The organism is Marinobacter sp. KM021 (genome assembly GCF_050707965.1).
Taxonomy (GTDB): domain Bacteria; phylum Pseudomonadota; class Gammaproteobacteria; order Pseudomonadales; family Oleiphilaceae; genus Marinobacter; species Marinobacter shengliensis.
Map to the genome: position 1 here is coordinate 678,731 of NZ_CP136129.1, position 26,878 is coordinate 705,608.

22 protein-coding genes are annotated in these 26,878 nt (G+C 57.2%); 19 read left to right on the plus strand and 3 right to left on the minus strand.

Going from position 1 to position 26,878, the window contains the following annotated elements:
• Positions 1-122: 122 nt before the first annotated feature.
• From RVM24_RS03245 to RVM24_RS03265, 5 genes are all read left to right on the plus strand, one after another.
• A complete protein-coding gene (locus RVM24_RS03245; protein ID WP_431474959.1) occupies positions 123-5,003 on the plus strand; it encodes an NAD-glutamate dehydrogenase in 4,881 nt (1,626 codons plus the stop codon).
• 65 nt (positions 5,004-5,068) lie between these two features.
• Positions 5,069-5,746, plus strand: coding sequence for a carbonate dehydratase (can, locus tag RVM24_RS03250; RefSeq protein WP_061331843.1), 678 nt, complete (start codon positions 5,069-5,071; stop codon positions 5,744-5,746).
• A 124-nt stretch (positions 5,747-5,870) separates the two neighbouring features.
• The gene (locus tag RVM24_RS03255; RefSeq protein WP_172972251.1) at positions 5,871-6,044 is read left to right on the plus strand and encodes a hypothetical protein; all 174 of its coding nucleotides are present in this window, start codon (positions 5,871-5,873) and stop codon (positions 6,042-6,044) included.
• Positions 6,045-6,188: 144 nt separating this feature from the next.
• A complete protein-coding gene (locus tag RVM24_RS03260) occupies positions 6,189-7,256 on the plus strand; it encodes a methyltransferase (protein WP_431474960.1) in 1,068 nt (355 codons plus the stop codon).
• A 185-nt stretch (positions 7,257-7,441) separates the two neighbouring features.
• Positions 7,442-8,575 (plus strand): class I SAM-dependent methyltransferase, encoded by a 1,134-nt coding sequence (locus tag RVM24_RS03265; protein WP_431474961.1) that lies wholly within the window; start codon positions 7,442-7,444, stop codon positions 8,573-8,575.
• Between the two features lie 4 nt (positions 8,576-8,579).
• Here RVM24_RS03265 and RVM24_RS03270 read toward each other — a convergent pair whose 3' ends face one another.
• Positions 8,580-9,203 carry a riboflavin synthase subunit alpha gene (locus RVM24_RS03270; RefSeq protein WP_431474962.1) on the minus strand — a complete coding sequence of 208 codons (624 nt, stop codon included), beginning with the start codon at positions 9,201-9,203 and terminating at the stop codon, positions 8,580-8,582.
• A gap of 157 nt (positions 9,204-9,360) precedes the next feature.
• Between RVM24_RS03270 and RVM24_RS03275 the strand changes: the two genes are divergently transcribed.
• The 5 genes from RVM24_RS03275 to RVM24_RS03295 are packed head-to-tail and all read left to right on the plus strand — an operon-like array spanning position 9,361 to position 13,559.
• The gene (locus tag RVM24_RS03275; protein WP_106695436.1) at positions 9,361-10,257 is read left to right on the plus strand and encodes a hypothetical protein; all 897 of its coding nucleotides are present in this window, start codon (positions 9,361-9,363) and stop codon (positions 10,255-10,257) included.
• Between the two features lie 60 nt (positions 10,258-10,317).
• On the plus strand, positions 10,318-10,995 hold the full coding sequence (locus tag RVM24_RS03280; RefSeq protein WP_061331848.1) for a TetR/AcrR family transcriptional regulator: 678 nt from the start codon (positions 10,318-10,320) through the stop codon (positions 10,993-10,995).
• Between the two features lie 50 nt (positions 10,996-11,045).
• Complete coding sequence (locus RVM24_RS03285) at positions 11,046-11,555, plus strand: L,D-transpeptidase family protein (protein WP_431474963.1); 510 nt, start codon at positions 11,046-11,048, stop codon at positions 11,553-11,555.
• Positions 11,556-11,578: 23 nt separating this feature from the next.
• Positions 11,579-12,787 (plus strand): mechanosensitive ion channel family protein, encoded by a 1,209-nt coding sequence (locus RVM24_RS03290; protein WP_431474964.1) that lies wholly within the window; start codon positions 11,579-11,581, stop codon positions 12,785-12,787.
• On the plus strand, positions 12,771-13,559 hold the full coding sequence (locus RVM24_RS03295; RefSeq protein ID WP_431474965.1) for an S-methyl-5'-thioinosine phosphorylase: 789 nt from the start codon (positions 12,771-12,773) through the stop codon (positions 13,557-13,559). Before RVM24_RS03290 ends, RVM24_RS03295 begins: the two co-directional genes overlap by 17 nt.
• On the opposite strand, the gene RVM24_RS03300 is transcribed toward RVM24_RS03295, so the two are convergent.
• Both RVM24_RS03300 and mfd read right to left on the minus strand, forming a co-directional pair.
• Positions 13,543-14,196, minus strand: a complete 654-nt coding sequence (locus tag RVM24_RS03300) for a CsiV family protein (protein WP_431474966.1) — start codon at positions 14,194-14,196, stop codon at positions 13,543-13,545. The two genes, RVM24_RS03295 and RVM24_RS03300, sit on opposite strands and share 17 nt — an antisense overlap.
• 30 nt (positions 14,197-14,226) lie before the next feature.
• On the minus strand, positions 14,227-17,760 hold the full coding sequence (gene mfd / locus RVM24_RS03305) for a transcription-repair coupling factor (RefSeq protein WP_431474967.1): 3,534 nt from the start codon (positions 17,758-17,760) through the stop codon (positions 14,227-14,229).
• A 171-nt stretch (positions 17,761-17,931) separates the two neighbouring features.
• On the opposite strand from mfd, the gene RVM24_RS03310 reads away from it, so the two are divergent.
• From RVM24_RS03310 to nqrM, 9 genes are all read left to right on the plus strand, one after another.
• Positions 17,932-19,401, plus strand: a complete 1,470-nt coding sequence (locus RVM24_RS03310; protein WP_061331854.1) for a glyceraldehyde-3-phosphate dehydrogenase — start codon at positions 17,932-17,934, stop codon at positions 19,399-19,401.
• A gap of 234 nt (positions 19,402-19,635) precedes the next feature.
• Positions 19,636-20,982: a Na(+)-translocating NADH-quinone reductase subunit A gene (locus tag RVM24_RS03315; protein ID WP_072677625.1), complete on the plus strand. Its 1,347-nt coding sequence runs from the start codon at positions 19,636-19,638 to the stop codon at positions 20,980-20,982.
• Positions 20,983-20,986: 4 nt separating this feature from the next.
• The gene (locus RVM24_RS03320; RefSeq protein ID WP_072677624.1) at positions 20,987-22,195 is read left to right on the plus strand and encodes an NADH:ubiquinone reductase (Na(+)-transporting) subunit B; all 1,209 of its coding nucleotides are present in this window, start codon (positions 20,987-20,989) and stop codon (positions 22,193-22,195) included.
• Positions 22,188-22,982, plus strand: coding sequence for a Na(+)-translocating NADH-quinone reductase subunit C (locus tag RVM24_RS03325; RefSeq protein WP_061331857.1), 795 nt, complete (start codon positions 22,188-22,190; stop codon positions 22,980-22,982). Before RVM24_RS03320 ends, RVM24_RS03325 begins: the two co-directional genes overlap by 8 nt.
• A 2-nt stretch (positions 22,983-22,984) precedes the next feature.
• Positions 22,985-23,650: an NADH:ubiquinone reductase (Na(+)-transporting) subunit D gene (locus RVM24_RS03330; protein ID WP_058090112.1), complete on the plus strand. Its 666-nt coding sequence runs from the start codon at positions 22,985-22,987 to the stop codon at positions 23,648-23,650.
• Complete coding sequence (gene nqrE, locus RVM24_RS03335) at positions 23,650-24,258, plus strand: NADH:ubiquinone reductase (Na(+)-transporting) subunit E (RefSeq protein ID WP_058090111.1); 609 nt, start codon at positions 23,650-23,652, stop codon at positions 24,256-24,258. The genes RVM24_RS03330 and nqrE overlap by 1 nt, the downstream gene beginning before the upstream one ends.
• A 41-nt stretch (positions 24,259-24,299) precedes the next feature.
• Positions 24,300-25,526 (plus strand): NADH:ubiquinone reductase (Na(+)-transporting) subunit F, encoded by a 1,227-nt coding sequence (nqrF, locus tag RVM24_RS03340; RefSeq protein WP_061331858.1) that lies wholly within the window; start codon positions 24,300-24,302, stop codon positions 25,524-25,526.
• A 9-nt stretch (positions 25,527-25,535) separates the two neighbouring features.
• Complete coding sequence (locus RVM24_RS03345; RefSeq protein ID WP_330165890.1) at positions 25,536-26,585, plus strand: FAD:protein FMN transferase; 1,050 nt, start codon at positions 25,536-25,538, stop codon at positions 26,583-26,585.
• Between the two features lie 11 nt (positions 26,586-26,596).
• Complete coding sequence (gene nqrM, locus RVM24_RS03350; RefSeq protein WP_230714282.1) at positions 26,597-26,839, plus strand: (Na+)-NQR maturation NqrM; 243 nt, start codon at positions 26,597-26,599, stop codon at positions 26,837-26,839.
• Positions 26,840-26,878: the final 39 nt, after the last annotated feature.

The following is a 26,878-nucleotide window of genomic DNA, read 5'->3' on the forward strand; positions in this document are numbered from 1 at the left end:
ACGAAATTCTGCGTAAGTAGTTGCCGCAGTTTTGGTGTCTGGCCGGCAAAAATCAAGGGCTTGACTATGCTTATGTGACGATACCCTGATTACGTTTATTTCACACAAACCAGAGGTTGGATATGAATGCGCTGACAATCGCCAGCAAGGATCAGTTTTTTGAACAGTTGGCCGATGCGTTCTCAGAGAAGATTGCAAAGACCGAGGCGAAAAAGATCGCGGAATTCGCCCGACAACATTATGCGCATGTTCCTCTAGAGGAATTGGTGAGTCGCCGGTTTTCAGATACCTATGGTGCGATGCTTGCGGCGTGGCAGTTTATCCAGAAACGTAATGCCGAGGCGACACCTGTTTCAGTATTCAATCCCGATCTGGAAAGCGACGGATGGCAGTCCACTCATACCGTCATTTTCATCCTGCACCCTGACATTCCGTTTCTGATCGATTCGCTACGAATTGCTATTAATCAGCGTGAGATCGGGACGCACTCGATTCAATATTCCATCCTGAATGTGCAGCGGGACAAGGATGGCAAGCTCAAGAAGTTGTTATCCACTAAAAAGGCGACGGCCGGTGCCGCCTACGAATCGTTTATTGTCCTCGAGATAGACCGGCACAGCGCGCCGGAAGATCTGCGTAACCTTGAGGATGCCCTGCAGAATGTGCTCCACGAAGTGCGGATTGCCGTGGAGGATTTTCCGGTTGTCAAAAACAAGGTGAGTGAGATTCTTTCCGAACTCGAGGCCACGACGGCTGGCATCAGTGACGAAGGAAAGCAGGAGGCGAAGGCCTTCCTGCAGTGGTTGGTGGAAGATCACTTCACGTTCCTGGGCTATGACGAGTATGACTTCGCGAAGGACAAACAGGGCATGGTGGTCCGCCGGGTTGAAAATTCGGAGCTGGGCATTCTGAGGGTCAACAACGAACGCCCTGACAAGGTTCGCCTGAATGAGCTGCCCCAGCGAACCCGGCACGAGATGACCCGCACGGACGATATTTTCATCTTTGCCAAGTCGGCACAGCGTTCCCGGGTACATCGCCCGGCGTACCCTGATTATATCGCGGTCAAGAAATTCAACAGTAAAGGTGAAGTGGTTGGTGAGCGCCGGTTCCTGGGGCTGTACACCGCCAGGGTATACAACGAGCGGCCCGATGAAATCCCCCTGCTGCGCCGCAAATTCCAGAGTGTCATGAAGCGCTCCGGTTTCCTGACCGATGACTACGCAGGCAAGGAGCTGGAGCAGATACTCACTCTGTATCCCCGAGACGAACTGTTCCAGATTGAAACCGATGAACTGTTGCGGGTGGCCAAGAATATCCTGTACATCCAGGAGCGCCGTCGAATTGAGCTGTTCATGCGCGAAGACGTCTACGGCCAGTTTGTGACCTGTCTGGCGTTCTTCCCCCGTGATATCTACAACACCGAGCTGCGCTTGAAGGTTGAGCAGGTACTGCTGGACAGGCTGGAAGCGGAAGACATCGAATTCGTCACCCACTTCTCCGAATCGGTGCTGGCCCGGGTACAGTTCACCATCCGGGTGCCGCAGGTTGAAAACCGGCAGCTGCCGCTGGCGGAAATCCGGGACAAGGTCATTGAACTGGCGCAATCCTGGCGTGATGGCCTGTATGAGGCGCTAAGTGAAGCCTACGGAGAGGAATACGGTAACGAGATGTACCGGGTCTGGGCTGGTGGCTTCCCAGCGAGCTATACCGATATGTTCTCTCCCCGGCGGGCGGCTATTGATTTGGAGCACATTGTCGCCTCGGCCCGTAACGATGACCTGGCCATGAGTTTTTACCGGGCGCTGGAGGAAGACGAGAGTACCTTGCACTTCAAGCTGTTCTATCCGGATGAACCGCTGCCCCTCTCTGATGTGATGCCGATTTTTGACAATCTTGGCTTTCGTGTCATCGGAGAGCACCCTTTTGAGGTCATCGACCGTACCGGCAAGACGGTATGGATTCACGATTTCACCCTGCAGGCTCATTCCGGCAGCGTGGTCGACATTCATCGCATTCGCCCGATCTTCGAGGAGCTTTTCCGCCGGGTATGGCACGGTGAGGCGGAGAACGACGCCTTCAACCGGATGATGCTGTCGTCCTACATGAGCTGGAGGGAAATCGCGCTGTTGCGGACTTACGCCCGCTATATGCGCCAGATCCGCTTCTCCAATAGTCAGACCTTTATCTCCAACACCCTGGTGAACCACGTCAATCTGACCCGGACACTGCTGGAGTTGTTTGAGATCCGTTTCAATCCGGACCGGTTCCAGAGCCGGGGCAAGTGCGAGGCAGCTCAGCAGAAGCTGGAAATTGAGTTCAATGCCGGCCTTGATGAAGTTGAGAACCTCAGTGAAGACCGGGTGCTGCGGCTGTTCATGGAACTGATGCAGGCCACGTTACGCACCAATTATTACCAGCCGGATGCCGACGGTCAGCCGAAGCCGTACATCAGCGTGAAGTTTGACCCAACCCGGATACCGGACATGCCGTTGCCCATGCCCATGTTCGAGATCTTCGTGTACTCGCCGAGGGTTGAGGGTGTGCACTTGCGTGGCGGTAAAGTGGCCCGTGGTGGCCTGCGCTGGTCCGACCGTTTCGAGGACTATCGCACTGAGATCCTGGGCCTGGTCAAGGCCCAGCAGGTGAAGAATGCCGTCATCGTGCCTGTTGGCGCGAAAGGTGGTTTTGTGGCCAAGCGCCTGCCAGATCCTTCGGACCGCGAGGCGTTCCAGGCGGAGGGTATTGCTGCCTACAAAACATTCATTCGCGGGCTGCTGGATATCACTGACAATCTGGTGGATTCGGCCATTGAGCCGCCGCAGCGGGTGATCCGTCACGATGACGATGATCACTATCTGGTGGTTGCTGCGGACAAAGGCACGGCGACCTTCTCGGACATTGCCAACGGATTGGCGGCCGAATACGGCTTCTGGATGGGCGATGCGTTCGCCTCCGGCGGCAGTAATGGCTATGACCACAAGAAAATGGGCATCACCGCCCGGGGTGCCTGGGTGTCGGTTGAGCGGCACTTCCGCGAAATGGGCATCAACCCCGCGGTAGACGAATTTTCCGCCATTGGTATTGGCGACATGGCCGGCGACGTTTTCGGTAATGGATTGCTGTGCTCCGAGAAAACACGGCTGGTAGCGGCCTTCAACCACATTCACATTTTCATCGATCCCAACCCGGATGCTGAAAGGAGCTTCAAGGAGCGTAAGCGGCTGTTTGAGTTACCCCGTTCAGCCTGGACCGATTACGATGCCAAGCTGATTTCCAAGGGGGGTGGCGTATTCAGCCGGAGCGCCAAGTCCATTCCGGTCAGCCAGGAGATGAAAAAGCTGCTGGGTATCAAGGCCGACCGTGTTCCGCCCAATATGCTGATTAGCCACATTCTCAAGGCGGAAGTGGATCTGCTTTGGGTGGGTGGTATTGGCACCTATGTGAAATCTGCCTCTGAAAGTCACTCCGATGTAGGCGACAAAGCCAACGATGGCCTTCGGGTCAATGGCGGTGAGCTGCGCTGCAAGGTGGTCGGAGAGGGTGGTAACCTGGGCTTTACCCAGCTCGGGCGCATCGAGTACGCCTTGAAAGGCGGTCGGCTGAATACCGATTTCATCGATAATTCTGGCGGTGTGGATTGCTCGGACCATGAAGTGAACATGAAGATCCTGCTCAATCGTGCGGTCGCCATGGGCGATCTCACCGGCAAGCAGCGCAATATCATGCTCGAAGAAATGACCGACGATGTTTCCGCATTGGTGCTCAAGAATAACTACCGCCAGACCCAGGCCATCAGCATTGCCAGTATCGATACGGCGCCACGCCTGGAAGAGTATCGCCGGCTGATGAATACCTTCGAGGGGCAGGGCAAGCTGAACCGGGATCTGGAGTTTCTGCCGGATGACGAAGCGTTGTCCGAACGCAAGCTGGCCAAGAAGGGTTTGACCCGACCTGAATTGTCGGTGCTGATTTCCTATGTCAAAGGCGACCTGAAGCAGGCCTTGATTGACAGCGACCTGCCGGATGACCCGCTGCTGGCCGGGGAAATGTACAAGGTGTTCCCGAAGGAACTCACCAAGCGGTTTTCCTCGGAGCTTGGCGAGCACCAGTTGCGGCGGGAGATCATCGCAACGCAGATTGCCAACGATATGGTTAACCACATGGGTATCACCTTTGTCGAGCGGCTGAACCAGTCAACGGGCGCGGATGCGGCATCCATTGCCCTGGCCTGGATTATTGCCCGCGACGTCTTCCGCATTGACAACTGGTGGGACCGCATTGAAGCACTGGATTACCACGTGTCCGCCAGTTTGCAGATAGAACTGATGCAGGACCTGATGCGCCTGATGCGACGGGCTGTGCGCTGGCTGCTTCGCAATCGCCGCGCAGAGCTCAATATCCAGAGCCATATGGAACGCTTTGCCGACAGCGTCTGGGCGATTACGTCCAGCCTGCCAGAGTACCTGGGTGAACAGGCTTGTGCCGTCTGGGAAAAACGCCATTCGGACCTGGCCAGTGCGGGCCTGCCAAAAGACCTTGCCCAGGTACTGGCTGGTACCGGGTATCTGTACTCATCCCTGGGCATTATTGAAGCTCAGGAGGCAACCAGTATGCCACTCAAGACTGTGGCCAACCTCTACTACGACCTGGGTGAGCGGCTTGATCTGAACTGGTTCGCCAACTCCATTGCGGTGCTGACACCGAATTCCCATTGGCAGGCGCTGGCCCGTGAGAGCTTCCGGGAAGATCTGGATTGGCAGCAACGGGCCCTGACGACGGGCGTCCTTAAGCTGGCCAGAAAACCCGAGGATGTCATGGACAGTGTGGACGCCTGGCAGGTGAAGCATCAGCCCATGATTGATCGCTGGAAAGCCATGCTGGCCGAGCTGAAGAGTGCCCGGGAGCCCGAATACGCAATGTTTTCAGTGGCTTTGCGGGAGCTGTTGGACCTGGCCCAGAGCACCATGCATCAGTCGCCCGAAGACGCCAAGACCAACTGACTATTGCGTTATGCCGTTGATTCCCGTTCAATCCCGGGCGGGAATCAATGCCGGGAGACGTGTGAATGCCACACCTGCAACATTTATTGGAGAAAAACCGTGCCTGGGCAGACGGTATCAAAGCGGGCGATCCGAAGTTTTTCGAGCGCCTGAAAAACCAGCAGGCACCGGAATATCTCTGGATCGGGTGTGCAGACAGCCGGGTGCCGGCCAACCAGATTGTCGATCTTATGCCGGGGGAATTGTTCGTGCACCGCAATGTGGCGAACGTTGTGGTGCATACGGATTTTAATTGCCTGTCGGTGCTTCAGTTTGCGATTGACGTGCTGAAGGTCAAACACATCATGGTTGTTGGCCACTATGGTTGCGGTGGGGTGCGTGCAGCACTGCTGAACGAGGGCTTCGGCCTGATTTCAAACTGGCTGCGCCATGTACAGGATGTTCGGGACCGCCACCAGTCCGTTCTGGATGCCTTGCCGACGGTTGAGGACCGGGTGGACCGCCTGTGCGAACTGAACGTGTTGGAACAAGTAGCCCACGTGTGCCAGAACAACATTCTCCTGGAGGCATGGCGCCGTGGCCAACCCCTGACCGTTCATGGATTTGTCTACGATGTGGCCGATGGCCTGCTGCGTGACATGGGGCTGGCGATCACCGGTGAAGAGGAGCGGGAGAAGGTTCGTCAGAAAAACCTTCAGGCGCTGGTGGAGCGACCCGTTCGGTCAGGTCGTCAAAAAACATGACACCTTAAATGTCAAAAAGTGTCAAAGAATCGTGACGAGCGTCACTTGTTGACCCTTGGCGTCATCACAGATGGTCACCCCTGTGTTTGGTACAGTAGGTACTGTAGTAATGAGGGAGGTGACCATGAAAGAACTGATGCAAAAGGCCCTGAGTGCAATCGAAGCTCGCAGAAACGCGGCCACGACCATGAGCAGTAATCGGCAGGACAGCAAGCGAAGCGAACCCCGCCCCCAGGAAGACTGGGGAATGTCACCGGAAGATGCACTGCGTGTCGGCACCGTTGCTCGATACAAGTAAGGCCTTCACCAGGTGCCCACTGGTGTTCTGATTTACTGCTCCGTTTCCCTTTCTGATAAAGCCCTGATGTGCCGCGATGGCAGACTCAGGGCTTTTTTCCGGTTAGCATAGCGCCTTTTACGATCTCCAACGGGCTTGCTATCCATGTCTGCACTGACCAATACCCACGACGTTCTTCTTCGTAACCGCGATCTGTTACAGGGACGGCTTGCCTTACTGGGTGTTACTGAGCCTCTTGTACTGTCCCAATGTGGTGACAGTGGCCTGGCCATGAGTGAGCATGCGGGCGTATACAGCGCACTGGCACAGCGGTCTGGCTGGAAGACCTGTTTTGGCTACGACACCGATGGTCTGGCCGCCGCAGATTACGACACGATTGTGGTTTTTCTGCCCAAGGCCCGGGCGGAGCTGGCTTTGCGCCTGACAATGGCTCGGTTTCTGGGTTGTGAAGGCGCCAGGTTGGTGCTGATTGGCGAGAAGAAAGAAGGCATCGGTGGTGCGGTCAAACAGTTCAACGAAGTGGCTTCCGATACGGGCAAGGTGGACAGTGCCCGGCATTGTCAGGTCTGGGTCGGCACCAATAGTCAGCCCCTGTCGGTGTTCGATGTTCGTGAATGGATCAGCTGGAGCCAGCTCGAGTGTGCAGGCGTTGAAATCGCCGTGGCTGGACTGCCGGGGGTATTCAGTGAAGGGGAGCTGGATGCGGGCACGCGGATGCTGCTTGAAACCCTGGCGGAGTCGCCCTTGAAGGCTGAGCGCGTGCTCGACTTTGCCTGTGGCGCCGGCGTGATCGGTAGCTGGTTGCAGGGCTTTGCCAAACGGCAGGGGCGCTCACCGGTGACAGTGGACGGCGTGGATGTCCAGGCCCAGGCTGTGCTTTGTTCCGAAGCCACCTATGCCAGGGCAGGCCTGGATGGCCAGATCTACGCTGCCGACGGGCTTTCGACCCTTGAAGGGCGGTGGCAGGCGGTAGTGACCAATCCGCCGTTCCACAGCGGGGTCAAAACCGACACGTCCATGACCGAGCAGTTTCTCCGGGATGTGGCTGGTCACCTGGTGCCCGGAGGGGAGTTGCGACTGGTGGCAAACAGTTTCCTGCCCTATGAGGGCGACATCCAGCGGCATATCGGGCCGGTAGAGCGACTGGCTCAGGATCGTCGCTTTACGGTTTATCGGGCTTTTCGCCGCGCCAGTGCCGGGTTGCGCCCATAAAAAAAGCCCCTGGGGTAAGGGGCAAAAGTGTATCTCCGGAAAAGTGCCGTTCGTCCGGGCATGAAGAGCCGGACTACGTAACCGGAAAGGGTGTTCGGCGTGAACAGCTTTAACTTAGGATTATTTTCTAGAGTAAACAGCCTAAAACCGGTCATTTTCATCAAACCTGAAACAGAGTGCCCAAAATGACAACCGCAACGTTAGAGTTCTCTGCTGGTCAGCGAGTGCTCTGTCGCCCCGGCGTGAGTGACCCGAACTTACGTGCCTGGGATGCAGCGGATGAGCTGCTTCTGGATGAAGCCATACGCCGAGTGCACGCTAGCGATCGTGTATTGGTGGTGGATGACCAGTTTGGCGCACTTACGCTCGGGTTGTCTGACTACGCACCGGTATCGGTGGCAGACAGCGCAGTTCTTGAGGGTGCATTGAGCACTAACGCCCCTTTGAATCCGGGTATACCTTCCCCTGCACAGCTGGCCAGTTGGCTGAATCCACCGCAGGGGCCCTTTGACCTGATCGTCATGCGTGTGCCGCGTCAGAGTGAATACCTGGCGTGGCTGCTGCGCTGGGTGAATTCCGCACTGGCAGGCAATGGCTGCCTGCTTGCCGGGGGCATGATCAAGCACCTTCCAGATCGCAGTGTTGACGTATTTGCCGAAGCCATGCCCACCGAAGCCGTTCTGCCAGCCCGCAAAAAGGCGCGTGTTGTGGTCTGTCGCCGGGGAGAGGCAAGCCTGGCGGGCTGGTCAGGGCTCTGGAAAGGTTATTCCGTTCCGGGTGTTTCAGTCGCCGTGGAGGCCATGCCTGCGGTGTTTGCCCGGGACCGTCTGGACATTGGTACCCGTGAATTGCTGCCACTTGTAGCCCCTGCCGTTGCCCGGCTCCCAAAGGGTGCCCGGGTACTGGATTTGGCTTGCGGTAACGGTGTTCTGGGGTTGGTGGCACTGGCCTGCCGCGACGATATCCGTGTGGAATTTGCCGATGTGTCCGCTCAGGCTGTGGCGAGTGTACGGCATAATCTGATGCGTTGCGGGTTTGAAGCAAGGGCCAGCGTCTGCCATTCCGACGGCGTCGACAGGGGCGCGGGAAACTATCAGCTGATTCTGCTCAACCCGCCGTTTCATGAGGGTGGGGTAGTAGGCGATCACATCGCCTTGAGGCTATTCCGGGATGCTGCCCGGCACCTGGAACCCGAGGGCACCTTGTTGATGGTGGGGAATCGCCACCTGGGGTATCACCGCTCCCTGAAACGCTATTTCAGCAGTGTGGTACAGCGGGCGGCAAGCCCGCGTTTCGTCGTTTTTGAAGCCTGCCTGTGAACCCTCAGCTCCCGGCTGTCGGCGGCCGGTCGTAGCCGAGCCGGGCCAGGGTGTCTACGATGGTCTGGGTCTGGCTGTCTACCTCAATGTTCACCCTTTGCCCTTGCTTAGCGCTTCCGAACGTGGTGGCGCGCAGGGTTTCCGGGATCAGGTGCACGTTAAACCGGTTCTCCTGAACCTCGCCGATGGTCAGGCTGGCGCCGTTGATGGCGATATAGCCTTTCGGGAACACGTACTTTTGCCACTCTGAAGGAATTTCGAACCACAACGTTACGTTATTCTCTGGCCGAACGATGTCCACCAGGGTAGCCGTGGTATGAATGTGGCCGCTGAGCAGGTGGCCGCCGATCTCATCGCCAATGCGAGCTGCCCGTTCAAAGTTTACTGTGTCTCCGGGGGATAGCTCCCCGAGTGTGGTCAGGCGCAGGGTTTCCTGCATGGCGTCAAAATAAAGGTGGGTTCCGTCCTGTCGAGTGACCGTCAGGCAGGTTCCGTTAATGGCAACCGACGCCCCGATGGTCACGCCTTCAACCCGTGCCCCTGGAAAGTCGACCACCAGAGTATTCAGGCCCGGTGATGCAATAATCTCGGTGACTTTGGCGATACCCTGAACAATACCGGTAAACATAGTGGTGCTCCTGAACCCTGATGTGATGGAGCAAGGATACCGGTGGCCGGTTCGGTTGCCAAGAAAGCCCGCTGAACAAGCGTCGGCAAACAGGACATTCAAGAAACAGTCGTATTGGCCGATACTTGCAAAAGGAACGAACCGATAAGGTGGCCTCATGGCTGAGCAAACAGCAAAGAACCTGACAGACGATGCCAACGCTCCGGGCGCGGTCCTGAGGCCGGGCCGTGCGGCTGATCCGGTGCCCGACGCTGCGGGGTCTGCCCTGAACTCGGCTCAGCGCACTGCGGCTCTGCAAGCATCAGAGGCGGCGCGGTCGGAGTCTGATCGAACCCCGGAGCCCGCCGAACAGGAGGGGGGTGATGAGCAGGACAACGAGGCAGGGCGCGAGTCACAGGGTGACATAGAGAAAGCGCTGGCGGAATCAAAGCAGCGCAAGCTAAGACTGATGCTGCGCCAGTGTGATCGGGTGCTGCTGATGGATTTCGACCTGTTGTCGATGTCTGACTGGCCAACCAACTATCAGATGGCTGCCGCCCGCCGGAGTCGCGACCTGTGGGTGTTCAGTGCACTGGTGGCCGCCACCATTTTTCTCTCCGGGCTCACCGGTTTCATCCCGGCCTGGATTGCCGGTGGTGGCTTTGGAGCCTTCGTTATCATCCTGTTGCTGGGAGTGCCGATCATCCGGCGGATCTACACTGAGAAGCCGTCCTATCTGGACCTTGTGGTTAAGCGGCAGCGCCTGCTGCGCGATGCCCGGAAGCACGTGGAGCATCTGGAAGGCAAGGAGGGGCTGGTTTGGCAATGCGCCAGGATGGCGGAGTATAACCCCGCACTGAAGCATCCCAGGTTCAGCGATATTATCCGCTTGAGTGAACAGCGGGTTCTGGCCAGGCAACTTGTCCGGCGGGAGTATGTGCGCCTGTATCTGATTTACATGCTGGAAGCAGAAAAGGCGTACAGCCGCGTTCAGCAGGCGTTTTTCGATGGTAATCAGGAAGCCATCGATAAGGGTTGGCAATCGGTTGCCGCGGTGCCGGCCGAGCGAACTTGACATGGCGGGTCTTCAAACGTATGTTTCAAACAGACGTTTGCTAGAGGCACTGAAAACAACATGGCGCAGTCTGATACCGTTGACCGCATACTCGACGCTGCTGAGGAGCTGTTTGCCGAGCGGGGGTTCTCCGAAACATCACTCCGGATGATCACCAGTAAGGCTAAAGTAAATCTGGCCGCTGTCAATTATCACTTTGGGTCTAAAAACGCGTTGATCCACGCGGTTTTTGCCCGATTTCTGACGCCATTTTCGGCGACTCTGGAAACCGCCTTCGACGACCTGGAAGAGCGGTGTGACGGCAATCCCCCCACGCTAAACCAGACCCTCTGGGCGCTCACTGAGAGTGCCATACGGATGCCCCAGCGCAATGAGCGTGGCATTTCCATCTTCATGCGCCTGTTGGGGCTGGCTTACACCCAGTCCCAGGGCCATCTGCGAAAGTTCCTGGAGCAGGAATACAGCCAGCCGTTTGGCCGGTTCATGCGACTGCTCAAAGAGGCTACGCCGGAACTCACCGCCGTTGACCGTTACTGGCGCATCCAGTTCATGCTGGGAGCCACGGCGTTCACCATGTCCAGCAGTGATGCTTTGCGGGATATCCTGCAGAACAAACTGGGTGTTGAAACCTCCGTGCAGGAGATTGCCGCCAGGCTGGTGCCATTCCTGGCAGCCGGCATGCAAGCGCCCGATAAATTGCTGACTCCGCCACCTGAGAGCAAAGTCTCTGTTGCCTGAGGTTCCCCGCCTCGGGTAGGCTTCCCTCTGGTTTTTAACCGGAGGGAGCCGTGCCCCCTGTACACACACCATCCAGCCTGATCTCGCACATTGAGATTTCCATCACCGACCAGACCCTGGTGCTGGTGGATTCCAGCGGGCAGGCGTTAGCCCGTTACCGGATATCCACTGCCCTGAATGGTCCCGGGGAGCGTAACGCCAGCGGTTGCACACCTCGCGGTGAACACTATGTGCGGGCCATGATCGGCCGCGGCCTGCCGCTGAACACGGTGTTTATCGCGCGCAGGCCCACCGGTGAGCGCTATTCGCCGGAGTTGGCCGCGGCGCACCCAGACCGGGACTGGATCCTGTCCCGAATTCTCTGGCTGTGCGGCCGTGAATGGGGGCGTAATCGTGGGCCAGGGGTCGATACGTTTCGCCGCTTTATCTATATCCATGGCACGCCGGATACCGAGCCTATGGGCGTTGCCCACTCCCATGGATGCATTCGCATGCGCAATCAGGACGTTGCGGACCTGTTTGAACGCGTTGCGCCGGGCACCCGGGTCTTGATTCTTTAATTACTGACGTTCAGAGGGATACGATGATCGGAGAAACATTAAGCATTTTGAACAGCTGGATAAAAGATTTCGGAATGCTTTCGGAAGGGTGGCGTGCCGGTATTCTGATCTTCATGCTGGTGTTTGCGACGGCTACTGCCGCATTCATTGCATCCCGCGTGATCGTTGCGCTGGAGAACAAATTCAGTGCCACCCGTAATCTCTGGGACGACGCTTTGCTCCATGCCGCCCGCAAGCCGGTTGTGGCGTTTATCTGGCTGCAGGGGGTCTATTGGGCAGCAGAGGTTGCCCACCACTTCTCCGATGCTGAAATCTTCAAGGCGAACGGTACGCTGTTGCAGATCGGATTTGTCTGGGTTCTTGTCTGGGCACTGCTCAGGCTGGTCAAGGAGGCGGAGAAGATTCTGGTCTCGCCCATGAAAATGCGTAAACCGATGGACTACACCACGGTGAACGCGATCAGTAAGCTGCTGCGGGCGGTTGTCATTATTACCGCGGTTCTGACCGCATTGCAGACCCTCGGATTCAGTATCTCCGGGGTTCTTGCCTTTGGTGGTGTGGGTGGTATTGCCGTGGGTTTTGCGGCGAAAGACCTGCTGGCCAACTTCTTTGGTGGCTTTATCATCCATCTGGACCGCCCCTTTAAAGTGGGCGACTGGGTGCGTTCCCCGGACAGGAATATTGAGGGTACGGTGGAGCACATCGGCTGGCGCCTGACGACCATTCGTACGTTCGACAAGCGCCCGCTCTACGTTCCCAATGCGGCCTTCACTACCATTGCGGTGGAGAATCCGTCCCGGATGACCAACCGCCGTATCTCGGAAACCATCGGCATTCGCTACGCAGACGTCCACTCCATGAAGAAAATCGTGGATGAAATACGTGACATGCTCAAGAATCATGAAGACATTGCGGCCGATGAGACGCTGATTGTGAATTTCCTGGCCTTCAATGCGTCATCCCTCGACATTATGGTTTATGCCTTTACCAAGACTACCCAATGGGTCCGGTTCCACGAGGTCAAAGAGGATGTTCTGCTGAAGATCAGTGACATTATCGAAAGTCATGGCGCCGAAGTGGCCTTCCCGACCCGCACACTGCACCTTCCCGATGGCGTGAAGGTTAGTGGCAATGACAGCGATGAGTCGTCAGTATCCGAGCCGGGAAATGAGGATAATCGGGAGCAAAACGCAGGCAAACAGGTGGAGAGCAAGAATGACAGCAGTCGCTGATAGCAAGCCGGTTGGTATCATTGGTGGAACCGGGCTGGCCAGCCTCAGTGATCTCACCATTGTGGGCGAGGAAACCGTCTCCACCAGCTGGGGGGAGCCGTCTTCCGCTCTGGTTCATGGCGTGCTGGGGCAACAGAAGGTGATGTTTCTGTCCCGGCACGGTAACCCGCACCGGATTCCGCCCCATCAGGTGAACTACCGGGCCAATATCCAGGCGCTCTACGATGCCGGCGTTCGCACCCTGGTGGGTGTTAACGCTGTTGGCGGCATCCACCCTGAGATGGGCCCGGCCCATGTGGTCATTCCCGATCAGCTGATTGACTACACCTGGGGCCGGCCGAGTACCTTCTTTGAAGGCGAGCTGGAGCACGTCACCCACATTGATTTCACCTGGCCGTACGACCAACAGGCCAGGGAGTTACTGGTTGCAACCGCCCGGGAGGCGGGCGTGCCGTTCTCGGATTTCGGCGTGTACGGCGCCACTCAGGGGCCGCGCCTTGAAACCGCTGCGGAAATACGCCGCATGGAGCGCGACGGCTGTGATATCGTGGGTATGACCGGCATGCCTGAGGCGGTGCTGGCGGCGGAACTGGGGATGCGTTACGTGAGTCTGGGCCTGGTGGTGAACTGGGCGGCGGGCAAATCCGACCACATCATTACCATGGCCGAGATTGAAGAGGCCATTGAGCAGGGGATGTCCGGGGTCCGGTTGATCCTCGAGCGCTCAATGGCCGGCCTTGGTCAGCTTGAGGTGCTCACTCCACCCGCTTGAAGAACACCAGTACGCCGATCGTGGGGGAGTCAATGAAATGGATTTCCTCACTGCGCATGCGGCGGGTTTCCCTGATCCAGGTGACCAGTTGAAGTGGTGAAGCCGGCGAGCTCTCGTCAATCATCCAGTGGTTAAGATGAATGCCCACGTGCAGGAACCGTTGCCGGTCAATGGTGATATGGCCTTCCACCGCCCGCTGGCCGGCTTCAGCCAGCCAGTCGCCCAGTGCGACCTGAAGCGGTTCGCCGTCGTAGTCGGGCGGGAACGCCTGGTACCAGCCGGTGGCTGCCAGAATCCGATAGTTACCGCTGTTTTCAAGGCGCCGGGCGGCCTGATTCAGGTGCAGCTCGCTCTGCGGTACCAGTTTCAGATCGGAGAGGCGGCTGCCGTCGGCCTGATCCACCCACAGGGCTTTGTCTGGCTGAATGGTTGGCTCAACCTGTTTACCAGCCATCTTCTCGTCAATGCCGGATGGGTCAACCAGTCGCTCCAGAATAATGAACTCGGCCCGGTAGTAGTCGCGGGGTGCGTTGCCTGACTGGCTTTGGGCCATCAGGACGGTCGGGGCGAGCATGAAGGCCGCTGCCAGAAGGGAACCGATCACTGTGTGCCGTAAACAGAAATGCTGGGCTTGCAAGAGTCTTACTCCACCTGAGTCGTTGTTTGCTCACAACGCCTTGGCTGGCTTATCGCCGGGCGTCAATTCCGTGAGCATGGCTGCAATGGCGTCGAGTTTACCACTGGTTGAATCATCATTCAGCCGGAAGCGGAAGCTGTTGGCGCCTTCCAGCCTGTAGGTGTCCGGCGCGGATTGCACTTTTTTAACCAGTACCAGAGGGTCCACCGGTGTGGTCGCACCGAACTCCAGTCGCACCCATTCCTTGCCAGCGTCCACTTTTCCGATGCCCAGAGCTTCGGCTTTCAAACGCAGCCGGGTCTGGTTGATCAGATTCTTGGCCGGTTCGGGTAATAATCCGAAGCGGTCGATCATCTCAACCTGAAGTTCTTTTAATTCATCTTCGGTCTGTACGCTGGCAATGCGCTTGTACAGCATCAGGCGGTTGTGCACATCGGGCAGGTAGTCGTCGGGAATCAATGCCGGGATGCGCAGATTCATTTCGGTGCCGTGGCTCAACGGCAGTTCCGCATTTGGGGCACGGCCCTCGCGAATGGCTTTTACCGCCTCATCCAGCAACTGCATGTAGAGGGTGAAACCAATACTTTCAATTTGCCCGCTCTGTTCCTCGCCCAGCAACTCGCCGGCGCCCCGGATTTCCAGGTCGTGGGTGGCCAGCATGAAGCCGGCGCCCAGGTCCTGGGCTTCGGCGATGGCGTCCAGGCGTTTCTTGGCATCGTTGGAGATGCTTTTCGGTGGTGGCGTTAGCAGGTAGGCGTAGGCCTGGTGGTGGGACCGGCCAACCCGGCCGCGCAACTGGTGCAGCTGGGCCAGGCCAAACTTGTCGGCTCTCTCGATGATGATGGTGTTGGCGCTGGGAATGTCGATGCCGGTTTCCACAATGGTGGTACAGACCAGCACGTTGAAGCGCTTGTGGTAAAAGTCCGACATGATCTGTTCCAACTGCCGTTCCCGCATCTGGCCGTGGGCGACGCCCACCCGGGCCTCCGGAATCAGTCTGCGCAGATCTTCGGCGGTTTTTTCAATGGTCGACACATCGTTGTGCAGAAAATACACCTGGCCACCACGCAGTATCTCCCGAAGGATCGCCTCTTTCACCATGGCCTCTTCACGTTGGCGCACGAAGGTTTTGACCGACAACCGGCGGGCCGGGGGCGTGGCGATGATCGACAGGTCCCGCAGGTGACCCATGGCCATGTTCAGGGTTCTCGGGATCGGCGTGGCGGTCAGCGTGAGCATATCCACCTCTGCCCGCAGGGATTTCAGTCGTTCTTTCTGCTGAACACCGAAACGATGCTCCTCATCAATAATGACCAGGCCCAGATTCTTGAACTTCACATCGCCCTGCAGCAATTTGTGGGTGCCGATCACGATGTCTGCCTTGCCTTCCTCAATGGCTGTCATGGCTTTGGTGGTCTGGCTGCCGCTTCGGAAACGGCTGAGCAGTTCCACGGTGACCGGGGTGTCGGAAAAACGATCCCGGAAGGATTCGTAGTGCTGCTGGGCGAGCAGGGTAGTGGGCACCAGCACCGCCACCTGCTTGCCGGACCAGGTGGCCAGGAAGGCCGCACGCATGGCTACCTCGGTTTTTCCGAAGCCCACATCACCGCATACCAGGCGGTCCATGGGGCGTTCGCCGGTCATGTCTTCGAACACCGCCTGAATGGCTACCTGCTGGTCCGGCGTTTCCTCGAACGGGAAGCCGGCGGCGAACGCCCGGTAGGCCTCTTTCGGGTCTTCAAACTGGAAGCCTTTGCGGGCTTCGCGGCGGGCGTAAACGTCCAGCAGCTCGGCGGCGGTATCGCGTATCTTCTCCAGGGCCTTTTGTTTGGCATTGCTCCAGCGGTCGGTGCCGAGCTTGTGCAGGGGCGCGTGCTCTTCGTCGGTGCCGGCGTAGCGGGAAATCAGGTGCAGGCTGGAAACGGGAACGTAGAGTTTCGAGCCACCGGCGTATTCCAGGGTCAGGAACTCATCGGCCTGGCCACCGGCGTCGATGGTTTCCAGGCCTTTGTAACGGCCAACTCCATGGTCAATATGCACCACCGGCGAGCCGATACGCAGTTCGGACAGGTCCCGGTAGCCGTGGTCGTCCACTTCCGTGGGCTTTTCACGCCGGCGTCGCTGCAGAACCCGTTCGCCGAACAGGGCGGTTTCCGTAATCAGGGCCAGGTTCTGCTCCGGTAGCACCATTCCCTGTTCCATCGGCGCGATGGTGATGGCCAGGGTCGCGCTGTCACTTTCAGTGAATGCCTGCCAGCCGCTGAGGGTGACAGGCTTTAGCTTGTGATCCCGCAGGTTCTCGATCAGGGCTTCGCGCCGGCCGGAAGACTCGGCGCAAATCAGCACGCGGCCCGGGAAATCTTTGATAAAACGCTTGAGGCGCCCGGCTGGGTCTGCTGCCCGGCCATCCATGGCGACATCCGGTAGCGGTGTGGCGCCGCAATTGGCAGTGCCGGCGCCGTCCATGGCGTCGGGGGTGCAGGTGATGCGCGGGTATCGCTTGATCTGGCCAAACACTTCGTCCTGTAGCAGGAAAAGCTCGGCCGGCGGCAGAATCGGTCGCAGCCGGTCGTGCCGGCGGTCCTCGTGCCTGGCGCGGGTTTCCGCATCGAAAGCCGCAACGGCATCGTTCAGACCGTCTGCGGTAAACACCAGTGTGGTGGCGGGCAGGTAATCGAACAGAGTGGCGGTCTGGTCAAAGAACAATGGCAGGTAATACTCGATGCCTGGCGGGGTAATACCGTTACTGACGTCCTGATAGACCGGGGCGTCTTTGTCGGCATGGGGGAAATGTTCAAACCAGCGGTTGCGGAAGCCGGACCGGGCCTCTTTGTGCCAGGGGAACTCATGGGCTGGCAGCAGTTCGATCTGTTCGATTCGGTCAATGGAGCGCTGGGTTTCCGGGTCAAACGTGCGCAAGGTTTCGATTTCGTCGTCGAACAGGTCAATCCGGTAGGGCAGGTTGGAGCCCATGGGGTAGATGTCCAGAATCGCCCCGCGCACGGCATATTCACCGTGCTCATACACATTTTCAGCGTGGTGATATCCCGCAGCCTCCAGTTGCATTCGCCAGCTGTCGATATTTAGGCTCTGGCCTACTTTTAATAGCAGGGTGTTGCCTTGTAGGTAACTTGGCGGCGCCAGCCGATGCATCAGGGTGCGGGCGGGCACCACCAGAATACCGTGGCGTGTGGATGGCAACCGGTGCAGGGTGCGGATACGCCTGGAAGTAATGTCCTGGTGGGGTGAAAACAGGTCGTAGGGCAGGGTTTCCCAGTCCGGCAGCGACAACAGTTCGAGGCCGTCTGCGGTCACCGTAGCGCCGTCTTCTTCCGGTGGCAGGTTCAGGAAAAACCGGATGGCTTGCTCCAGGCGGATGGCCTCATCAGTGCTTCGGGTGACCACCAGGGTCAGTCCTTTGTGCAGCTTGGCGCTCTCGCAGATGGCCAGAGCGTCACTGCAACCGTGAAGCTGGCCCCATTTGCGGTGGTCGGCGCTTTTATCCGGCAGCGTCGGGGCAATCAACGGGGCGGGTGAGGCCGCACGGGCGGAACCTTGGGGCATGAGCTGTCAAATCTCCTGAGTTAGCGCGTCTGGAACCGAGCGGCGCTATTCTAGCGTTCGGGGGTTTCAGTGTCATGGCTGGTACCGACAAATCGCTATTTGCCGTCGGGCGTCTTAAGTTGGATAATGTGCGCCTTAAAATTATTCCCAGTGCTATACGAGGTTCCAACCGTGAGTCACGAACAAATCAACCAGCACCTGTCCAACTGGACAGAAAGAGAGTCCACCGCCGAAGCGATGATCCCGCTGATTGGCCGCCTGTACCGCAAAAACAACGTTGTTACGTCGGTATACGGCCGGGCGATCATCAACCAGTCGGTGATCGACATCATCCGTGCCCATCGTTTTGTTCGTCAGGTTGAGAATAGCGAGCTGTCCGTTCACGACACGCTGCCGATTCTGCAGGCCATGGACAAGCTGGATCTTGGTCGCGCCCACGTGGACATCGGCAAGCTGGCGGTCAAGTTCAAGGCTGAAGGCGGTGACCTCACCGAATTCCTGAAGCGTGAAATCGGCCCGGTGGTTGGCCAGTATGCCAGTCAGTCAGAGCAGGACGCCCAGAACGAAACCAAAGACGTAGTGCTCTATGGTTTTGGCCGTATCGGCCGTCTGCTGGCCCGCATCCTGATTGAAAAAGCCGGCGGCGGTAACAATCTCCGCCTGCGAGCCATTGTGGTTCGCCAGGGCGGTGCAGAGAACGATCTGGAAAAGCGCGCCAGCCTGCTGCGCCGTGACTCCGTGCATGGTCCCTTCGATGGCACCATCACCGTTGATGAAGAAAACTCCGCCCTGATCGCCAATGGCAACTTTATCAAGGTGATCTATTCCGATGGCCCGGACAAGGTCGATTACACCGCCTACGACATCCACAATGCCATTGTGATCGACAACACCGGTAAGTGGCGTGATGAAGCAGGTCTGGGCCTGCACCTGAAGTCCAAGGGTGTCAGCCGCGTTATCCTGACCGCGCCAGGCAAGGGCGACATCAAGAACATCGTGTATGGTATCAACAACGACTGGATTACCGACGAAGACAAGATCCTGTCCGCTGCTTCCTGCACCACCAACGCCATTACCCCGGTGCTGAAGGCCATCAACGACGAATACGGCATTGAAGATGGTCATGTTGAGACTGTTCACTCCTACACCAACGACCAGAACCTGATCGATAACTACCACAAGGGTAGCCGTCGTGGCCGTAGCGCAGCACTGAACATGGTTATTACCGAGACAGGTGCGGCCAAGGCTGTTGCCAAGGCGCTGCCGGAGCTCAAGGGCAAGCTGAGCGGTAATGCTATCCGGGTGCCGACGCCGAACGTGTCCATGGCCATCCTGAATCTGAATCTGAAGTCCGACGTGGATGTAGAGAAGGTGAACGATTACCTCCGCGACATGGCTCTGCACTCTGAGCTGCAGAAGCAGATCGATTTCGTGAATTCCCCGGAAGTGGTATCCACAGACTTCGTAGGCTCCCGCCATGCGGGCATTGTCGATGCCCAAGCCACCATCGCCAACGGTAAGCGCCTGATTCTGTACGTATGGTACGACAACGAGTTCGGTTACAGCGCTCAGGTTATCCGCTGTGTCAATCAGATGGCCGGCGTAACTTACCCGATCTTTCCGAAGCGGGCACGTGACTAAAGTCTAAGTCTGTTTCAGTCAAGTCGGATCAAAAGGCCCCGGTAGCGTGAGCTACCGGGGCTTTTTTACGACTTTGGAGGGATAAAACCATTTTCCTTACCGGTGGAAATAGGTTTCCTTAATCTCTATAATTGGCGCGATTTTGGGTATGTCTGGCACCCATATTCTCACCCCCGAGCGGCGGGGCCGGGCGTTAAAATCCACAGAAAAGTTTCTGATGATTGGATGAGGCTAATGATCAAGATCAAAAAAGGCCTGGATCTTCCCATCAGCGGCGCTCCCGAACAGACCATTACTGACGGCAAACCGATTCGCCACGTGGCATTGATCGGCTTTGACTACAACGGCATGAAGCCGACGATGGCTGTGAAAGAGGGAGACCGTGTCAAGCGCGGTACGCTGCTGTTCACGGACAAGAAGACCGAAGGCGTTCGTTATACTTCACCGGCAGCCGGTGTGGTGAAAGAAATCAACCGCGGTGAGCGTCGCGTGTTCCAGTCTGTTGTCATCGAAGTGGATGGCGATGAGGCGGAAACCTATGCCCGCTACAACGATTCCGATCTTGCTGGCCTGGAACGCCAGCAGGTAGTTGATAACCTGGTTGAATCCGGCCTGTGGACAGCGTTTCGCACCCGGCCTTACAGCAAGGTTCCGGAAATCGACTCCGCACCGAACTCCATCTTTGTTTCTGTCATGGATACCAATCCGTTGGCAGCAGACCCTACCGTGATTATCGGCGAGAACAGCAAGGCGTTCGAAAAAGGCCTGACCATTATCTCCCGTTTGACCAACGGTAAGGTATTTGTGACAGGCAAGCCCGGCTCCGACGTGTCTGTACCAAAAGCAGACAACATCGAAGTGCATCAGTTTGACGGTGTGCACCCTGCCGGTAATGTGGGTACCCATATCCACCACCTGGACCCGGTCTCAGTCAGCAAGACTGTCTGGAGCATCAATTACCAGGACGTGATCGATATTGCCAAACTGTTCGAGACCGGTGAAGTGCCGGTTGAGCGCATTGTGGCCATCGGTGGCCCTAAAGCCCTGAAGCCCCGCCTGGTTCGTACCCGCCTGGGTGCCAGCCTGCCGGAACTGTTGGATGGCGAGATCGCCACTGATTGCGAAGTACGCGCCATTTCAGGCTCGGTATTTGGCGGTCGTCGTGGTGATGGCCCCTGTGCCTACCTGGGCCGCTTTGCCAATCAGGTGTCGGTGCTGGAAGAAGGCACCAAGCGTGAGTTCATTGGCTGGTTGTCTCCGGGCACCAACAAGTTCTCGGTGCTGAATATCTACCTGTCCAAGCTGGCCGGTGGCAAGCTGTTCAACTTCACCACCACCACCAACGGCAGTGAGCGTGCCATGGTGCCTGTCGGTGCCTATGAGCAGGTGATGCCCCTGGATATCCTGCCAACTCAGCTGCTGCGCGCACTGATTGTTGGCGATACCGAAGTGGCACAGAAGCTTGGCGCTCTGGAGCTGGATGAAGAAGATCTGGCGTTGTGCACCTTTGTGTGCCCCGGCAAATATGAATACGGTCCGATTCTCCGCGAGAACCTGACCCGAATCGAGATCGAGGGCTAATACGATGGCTATCCGACAGTTTCTCGATGGAATCGAGCATCATTTTGAAAAAGGTGGCAAGTACGAGCGCTGGTATGCCCTGTACGAAGCCGTTGATACCATTTTCTACACCCCTGGCAAAGTAACTTCCACCACGGCCCATGTGCGCGACGGCGTAGACCTCAAGCGCATCATGATCACTGTGTGGTTGTGTACTTTCCCTGCCATGTTCTTCGGTATGTGGAACATTGGCTTTCAGGCCAACAATTTCCTGGCAGCCAACCCGGATGCCATGATTGCCGACGGCGGCCTGCGTGAAGCCTTTATCACCGCCCTGGCCGTGACCGGCTCCGGTGCCGGCTGGTGGGACAACTTTGTCTACGGCATGGCCTACTTCATTCCCATCTATGCCGTCACCTTTGTGGTGGGTGGTTTCTGGGAAGTGCTGTTTGCCACTGTGCGTCGTCACGAAGTGAACGAAGGCTTCTTTGTAACCTCGGTACTGTTCGCACTGATCTGCCCGCCCACCATCCCGCTGTGGCAGGTGGCCCTGGGTATCACCTTCGGTGTGGTTATCGGTAAGGAAGTGTTCGGTGGTACCGGCAAGAACTTCCTGAACCCGGCCCTGACTGGCCGTGCCTTCCTCTACTTTGCCTATCCTGCGCAGATTTCCGGCGACACCGTCTGGACGGCTGTTGATGGCTTCAGTGGCGCAACGGCCCTGAGCTGGGCTGCCTCTGGCGGCCTGGAAGCACTGGAAACCCAGATCGGCTGGATGAACGCGTTCGTGGGTAACATTCAGGGTTCCATGGGTGAGACATCCACCATTGCCATATTGATTGGTGGTCTGATCCTCCTGGCCATGAAGATTGCCTCCTACCGTATTGTCGGTGGTGTGTTGATCGGCATGATCGGTATGTCGCTGCTGCTGAACATTGTCGGGTCCGAGACTAACCCGATGTTTGCCATTCCGGCTCACTGGCACCTGGTTATGGGTGGCTTCGCCTTCGGCATGATGTTTATGGCGACAGACCCGGTATCGGCTGCGATGACCAATACCGGTCGCTGGATGTTTGGCATTCTGGTCGGTGTGATGACCATCCTCATCCGTGTGGTCAACCCGGCCTTCCCGGAAGGTATTATGCTGGCCATTCTGTTCGCCAACCTGTTCGCCCCGCTGATGGACCACTACGTGGTTCAGGCCAACATCAAACGGAGGCTCGCACGTGGCTAAGAAAAAAGAGACGGTCGGAAAGACCATTCAGGTCGCTTTCGCCCTATGTATCGTTTGCTCCGTGATTGTGTCTGCTGCAGCTGTATCCTTGCGCCCGCAGCAGGCCCTGAACCAAGAGCTGGACATCAAGTCCAATATCCTTCAGGCCGCCGGCATGGCGGAGCCTGGCGCCAATCGGGCCCGTATCGAAGAACTGTTTGGTCAGTTCGAGCCGCGCCTGGTTGACCTGCGTACTGGCCGGTTCACCACCCCGGAAGAGCTTGGCGTACCTGATGTACTGAGCTACAACCAGTACCGCGCTGCCGGTGATCCGAACATGTCTACCCGCCTGTCGGGTGAGCAAGACACCGCCAATCTGCGTCGTCGTGCCCATGCAGCCACGGTTTACATACTCGAGGAGGATGGCGAGCTGGTTCGTGTGGTGTTGCCGGTTCACGGTCCTGGTCTGTGGTCCACCTTGTATGGGTTCATTTCACTGGAAGGTGATCTGAACACCATCGAAGGCCTGGGCTTCTATGACCACGCGGAAACGCCTGGCCTTGGCGGTGAGGTAGACAACCCTCGCTGGAAAAGCCAGTGGGTTGGCCAGAAGATCTACGGTGACGACAAGAGTGAGCCCCAGATCCGCCTGATCAAAGGCGGTGCCAATCCGGACAGCGAGCATCAGATTGATTCCCTGTCTGGTGCAACGCTGACGGCTCGCGGTGTCGAGAACCTGATCAACTTCTGGATGGGCGAGAACGGTTTCGCGCCGTTCCTGAAAAATCTGCGCGACGGGGAGGCCTGATCATGTCTGACGTATCAGCCAAGAAGGTTCTTTTTGAACCGATTTTCAGTAACAACCCCATCGCCCTGCAGATTCTTGGGATCTGTTCGGCGCTGGCGGTTACCACCAGCCTGAGCGTTACGCTGGTTATGTGTGCTTCGGTTATTGCGGTAACCGGGTTTTCAAACCTGGCGGTATCTCTGATTCGTACCCAGATTCCCAACAGCATCCGGATCATCGTACAGATGACCATCATTGCGTCGCTGGTAATCGTGGTCGACCAGGTGCTGAAAGCCTATGCCTATGAAATCAGCAAGCAGCTGTCGGTATTCGTTGGTCTGATCATCACCAACTGTATCGTTATGGGCCGGGCCGAGGGCTTTGCCATGCAGAACCCGCCGATGCTGAGCTTCCTGGATGGTATCGGTAACGGTCTGGGCTACTCCATTGCGATCCTGTTCGTGGCGTTTTTCCGTGAGCTGTTCGGTTCTGGTGAACTGCTTGGTTTCACCATCCTGGCCTCGGTTAACGATGGTGGCTGGTATGTGCCGAACGGCATGATGCTGCTGCCGCCGAGCGCGTTCTTTATCATCGGTCTGGGCATCTGGGCACTGCGTACCTGGAAGCCGGATCAGGTTGAAGAGCCTGATTTCAAGATGTCAGCCCATAAAACCCGGGAGGCCTTCTAATGGATCATTATCTGAGTCTTCTGGTTACGGCTATTTTCGTTGAAAACCTGGCGTTGGCGTTCTTCCTGGGGATGTGTACCTTCCTGGCGATCTCCAAAAAGGTAGAAGCGGCGATTGGCCTGGGTATTGCGGTGGTTGTGGTACTGACTCTGTCTGTGCCGGTGAACAACCTGATCTTCAATACCGTTCTGCGTGAAGGTGCCCTGTCCTGGGCGGGACTCCCAGATGTTGATCTGAGCTTCCTGGGACTGCTGACCTACATCGGTGTTATTGCGGCACTGGTGCAGATTCTTGAGATGGTTCTCGACAAGTACATCCCGTCGCTGTACGCAGCGCTGGGCGTGTTCCTGCCTCTGATCACCGTTAACTGCGCAATCCTGGGTGCGTCACTGTTCATGGTTGAACGTGACTACAACTTTGGTGAGAGTGTGGTGTACGGCTTTGGCGCTGGCGTGGGCTGGGCCCTGGCCATTGGTGCCCTGGCAGGTATCCGCGAGAAGCTCAAGTACAGTGATGTGCCCGATGGCCTGCGTGGTCTGGGTATTACCTTCATCACTGTCGGCCTGATGTCACTCGGCTTTATGTCGTTCTCCGGCATCTCGCTGTAATGCGCCCCCGGATCATCGGATAACTACGAGAAGGCGAGACCATGAATACAGAAATTATTCTTGGCGTGGTCATGTTTACCGTCATCGTGCTTGCACTGGTGGCGGTGATCCTGGCAGCGCGCTCAAAACTGGTCAGCACCGGCGACGTCACCATTGAAATCAATGACGACCCGGAACACACCATGAAAACGGAAGCAGGTGGAAAACTGCTGAACACCCTGGCGGGCAACGGCATCTTCCTGTCGTCTGCCTGTGGTGGCGGTGGCACCTGCGCCCAGTGTAAATGTAAGGTTCTGGAAGGTGGCGGCGCCATGCTGCCCACCGAAAAGACCCACTTCACCAACCGTGAAGAAAAAGAAGGCTGGCGCCTGTCGTGCCAGGTTCCTGTAAAACAGGACATGAAGATCGAAGTACCGGAAGAGTTCTTCGGCGTGAAGAAGTGGGAGTGCGAGGTGGTGTCTAACCACAACGTGGCCACCTTCATCAAAGAACTGGTACTGAAGCTACCGGAAGGCGAGGAAGTGGACTTCCGCGCTGGTGGCTACGTGCAGCTGGAGTGCCCTCCCTACGAAATCGATTTCAAGGACTTCGATATCGAGGAAGAGTTCCACGAAGACTGGGACAAGCACGATATCTGGCGTTATAAGGCGATCAACAAGGAAGACACCATCCGTGCCTACTCCATGGCGAACTACCCGGAAGAGAAGGGACTTCTGAAGTTCAACATCCGTATTGCGACACCGCCTCCGGGAACTAATCACCCGCCAGGCATCATGTCCAGCTACGTGTTCAACCTGAAGCCGGGTGACAAGGTCACGGTGATGGGGCCGTTCGGTGAATTCTTTGCCAAGAAGACCGACGCGGAAATGGTGTTCATCGGTGGTGGTGCGGGTATGGCGCCCATGCGCTCCCACATCTTTGACCAGCTCAAGCGCCTGAATTCCAAGCGCAAGATCAGTTTCTGGTATGGTGCCCGCAGTGTGCGCGAAATGTTCTATGTGGAAGACTTTGATGGTCTGGCCGCAGAGAACGAGAACTTTGAGTGGCATTGCGCCCTGTCAGATCCGCTTCCGACTGACGACTGGGATGGCCCTACCGGCTTTATCCATAACGTGTTGTACGAAAACTATCTGAAGGACCACCCGGCTCCGGAAGACTGTGAGTTCTACATGTGTGGGCCCCCAATCATGAACGCGTCCGTCATCAAGATGCTGAAAGATCTTGGTGTTGAGGACGAAAACATCATGCTGGATGATTTCGGAGGTTAACAGGCTCAGATGACATCCCGCATGTTTGGACCCGTCAGGGTGGTTGTGGTCGGCGTCTTTATGACGCTGATCATGGCTGCCCTGGCGGGTTGCTCGTTTCAGGAAAAGGAAAAAGTCTGGGAGATTTCCGGAGGTATCTTCGGAACGACCTATCACATAAACGTCGTATTGCCAGAAGACAGGGAACGCCTGCAGACTCTGGCTCAGGGTATTCAGAAAGAGCTGGAAGCGGTGGATGCGTCCATGTCAACCTGGAAGCAAGATTCCGAGTTGTCATTGTTGAATCGCAAACAGGACCAGTCGGAGTGGACGGAGCTTTCTCCGGCCTTGTTTGAAGTGATACAGCGTTCCCAGGAAATTGCCGAGCTGACCGACGGGGCGTTTGATATCACCATCGGTCCCGTGGTCAATCTCTGGGGCTTTGGGCCGGATGCCCGGCCTGATACCGTGCCGTCTGACGCGGCCCTTGAGAAAGCGCTTGCAGATACTGGCTACCGCTATATCGAGTTGAACGCAGAGGCCATGGCGTTGCGTAGCGAAAAGCCCCAGTACATTGATTTGTCCGGGATTGCCAAAGGCTATGGTGTCGATGTGGTGGCCCGTTACCTGGACCGTGAAGGTGTGCAGGCGTACCTTGTAGAGATCGGTGGTGAGGTGAGGGTCAATGGGCGGAAACCTGACGGCGGTGCCTGGCGCCTGGCCATTGAAGAGCCATCGGAACAGGCAAGGCAGGTCAGCAAGATAGTGGCCATGGATCAGCATGCGATGGCAACCTCCGGTGACTATCGTAACTATTACGAATCGGATGGACAGCGTTACTCGCATACAATAGATCCATCGACTGGTAAGCCGATCACCAACAGGATAGCGTCTGTGACGGTGATTACCGAAGACAGTATGACTGCCGACGCTCTAGCCACCGCATTCACCGTGATGGGTTATGAGCGGGCACGGGCGCTGGCAACGCGGGAAAATATTCCTGCTTATTTCATCGTGCGAGGCGAGGGCGGCTTTGAGGTGCATGAAACACCGGCTTTCTCTTCCTTCGTGGTTCAGTAAAGGAGGGCAGTATGGGTACCTTTCTTCTCGTTTTGTTCATTGTGGGCATTCTGATTGCCGGCATGTCGATCGGCGTGATCTTTGGCCGTAAGCCGATCAGCGGCACCTGCGGTGGGATTGGTGCCCTGGGCATCAGCCAGTCCTGTGATATTTGTGGCGGTAACACGCAGAAGTGTGAGGAAAGCCGCAGCGAGACCGGGGCCGCTGAGAAAGGTGAAGATCTGGCCTACGACGCCTCGCGCACAGAAAAGTAAGCGACACTCATCAATAAATAGAACTACGCATTTTATGGC

What these genes read in the sequence shown, in the direction of transcription:
- RVM24_RS03260 (WP_431474960.1), top strand. Translation starts at nt 6,189, where the DNA reads ATGTCTGCACTGACCAATACCCACGACGTTCTTCTTCGTAACCGCGAT.
- RVM24_RS03275 (WP_106695436.1), top strand. Translation starts at nt 9,361, where the DNA reads ATGGCTGAGCAAACAGCAAAGAACCTGACAGACGATGCCAACGCTCCG.
- RVM24_RS03245 (WP_431474959.1), top strand. Translation starts at nt 123, where the DNA reads ATGAATGCGCTGACAATCGCCAGCAAGGATCAGTTTTTTGAACAGTTG.
- RVM24_RS03315 (WP_072677625.1), top strand. Translation starts at nt 19,636, where the DNA reads ATGATCAAGATCAAAAAAGGCCTGGATCTTCCCATCAGCGGCGCTCCC.
- RVM24_RS03280 (WP_061331848.1), top strand. Translation starts at nt 10,318, where the DNA reads ATGGCGCAGTCTGATACCGTTGACCGCATACTCGACGCTGCTGAGGAG.
- RVM24_RS03290 (WP_431474964.1), top strand. Translation starts at nt 11,579, where the DNA reads ATGATCGGAGAAACATTAAGCATTTTGAACAGCTGGATAAAAGATTTC.
- mfd (WP_431474967.1), bottom strand. Translation starts at nt 17,760, where the DNA reads ATGCCCCAAGGTTCCGCCCGTGCGGCCTCACCCGCCCCGTTGATTGCC.
- nqrM (WP_230714282.1), top strand. Translation starts at nt 26,597, where the DNA reads ATGGGTACCTTTCTTCTCGTTTTGTTCATTGTGGGCATTCTGATTGCC.
- RVM24_RS03330 (WP_058090112.1), top strand. Translation starts at nt 22,985, where the DNA reads ATGTCTGACGTATCAGCCAAGAAGGTTCTTTTTGAACCGATTTTCAGT.
- RVM24_RS03295 (WP_431474965.1), top strand. Translation starts at nt 12,771, where the DNA reads ATGACAGCAGTCGCTGATAGCAAGCCGGTTGGTATCATTGGTGGAACC.
- nqrE (WP_058090111.1), top strand. Translation starts at nt 23,650, where the DNA reads ATGGATCATTATCTGAGTCTTCTGGTTACGGCTATTTTCGTTGAAAAC.
- can (WP_061331843.1), top strand. Translation starts at nt 5,069, where the DNA reads ATGCCACACCTGCAACATTTATTGGAGAAAAACCGTGCCTGGGCAGAC.
- RVM24_RS03255 (WP_172972251.1), top strand. Translation starts at nt 5,871, where the DNA reads ATGAAAGAACTGATGCAAAAGGCCCTGAGTGCAATCGAAGCTCGCAGA.
- RVM24_RS03345 (WP_330165890.1), top strand. Translation starts at nt 25,536, where the DNA reads ATGACATCCCGCATGTTTGGACCCGTCAGGGTGGTTGTGGTCGGCGTC.
- RVM24_RS03270 (WP_431474962.1), bottom strand. Translation starts at nt 9,203, where the DNA reads ATGTTTACCGGTATTGTTCAGGGTATCGCCAAAGTCACCGAGATTATT.
- RVM24_RS03265 (WP_431474961.1), top strand. Translation starts at nt 7,442, where the DNA reads ATGACAACCGCAACGTTAGAGTTCTCTGCTGGTCAGCGAGTGCTCTGT.
- RVM24_RS03320 (WP_072677624.1), top strand. Translation starts at nt 20,987, where the DNA reads ATGGCTATCCGACAGTTTCTCGATGGAATCGAGCATCATTTTGAAAAA.
- nqrF (WP_061331858.1), top strand. Translation starts at nt 24,300, where the DNA reads ATGAATACAGAAATTATTCTTGGCGTGGTCATGTTTACCGTCATCGTG.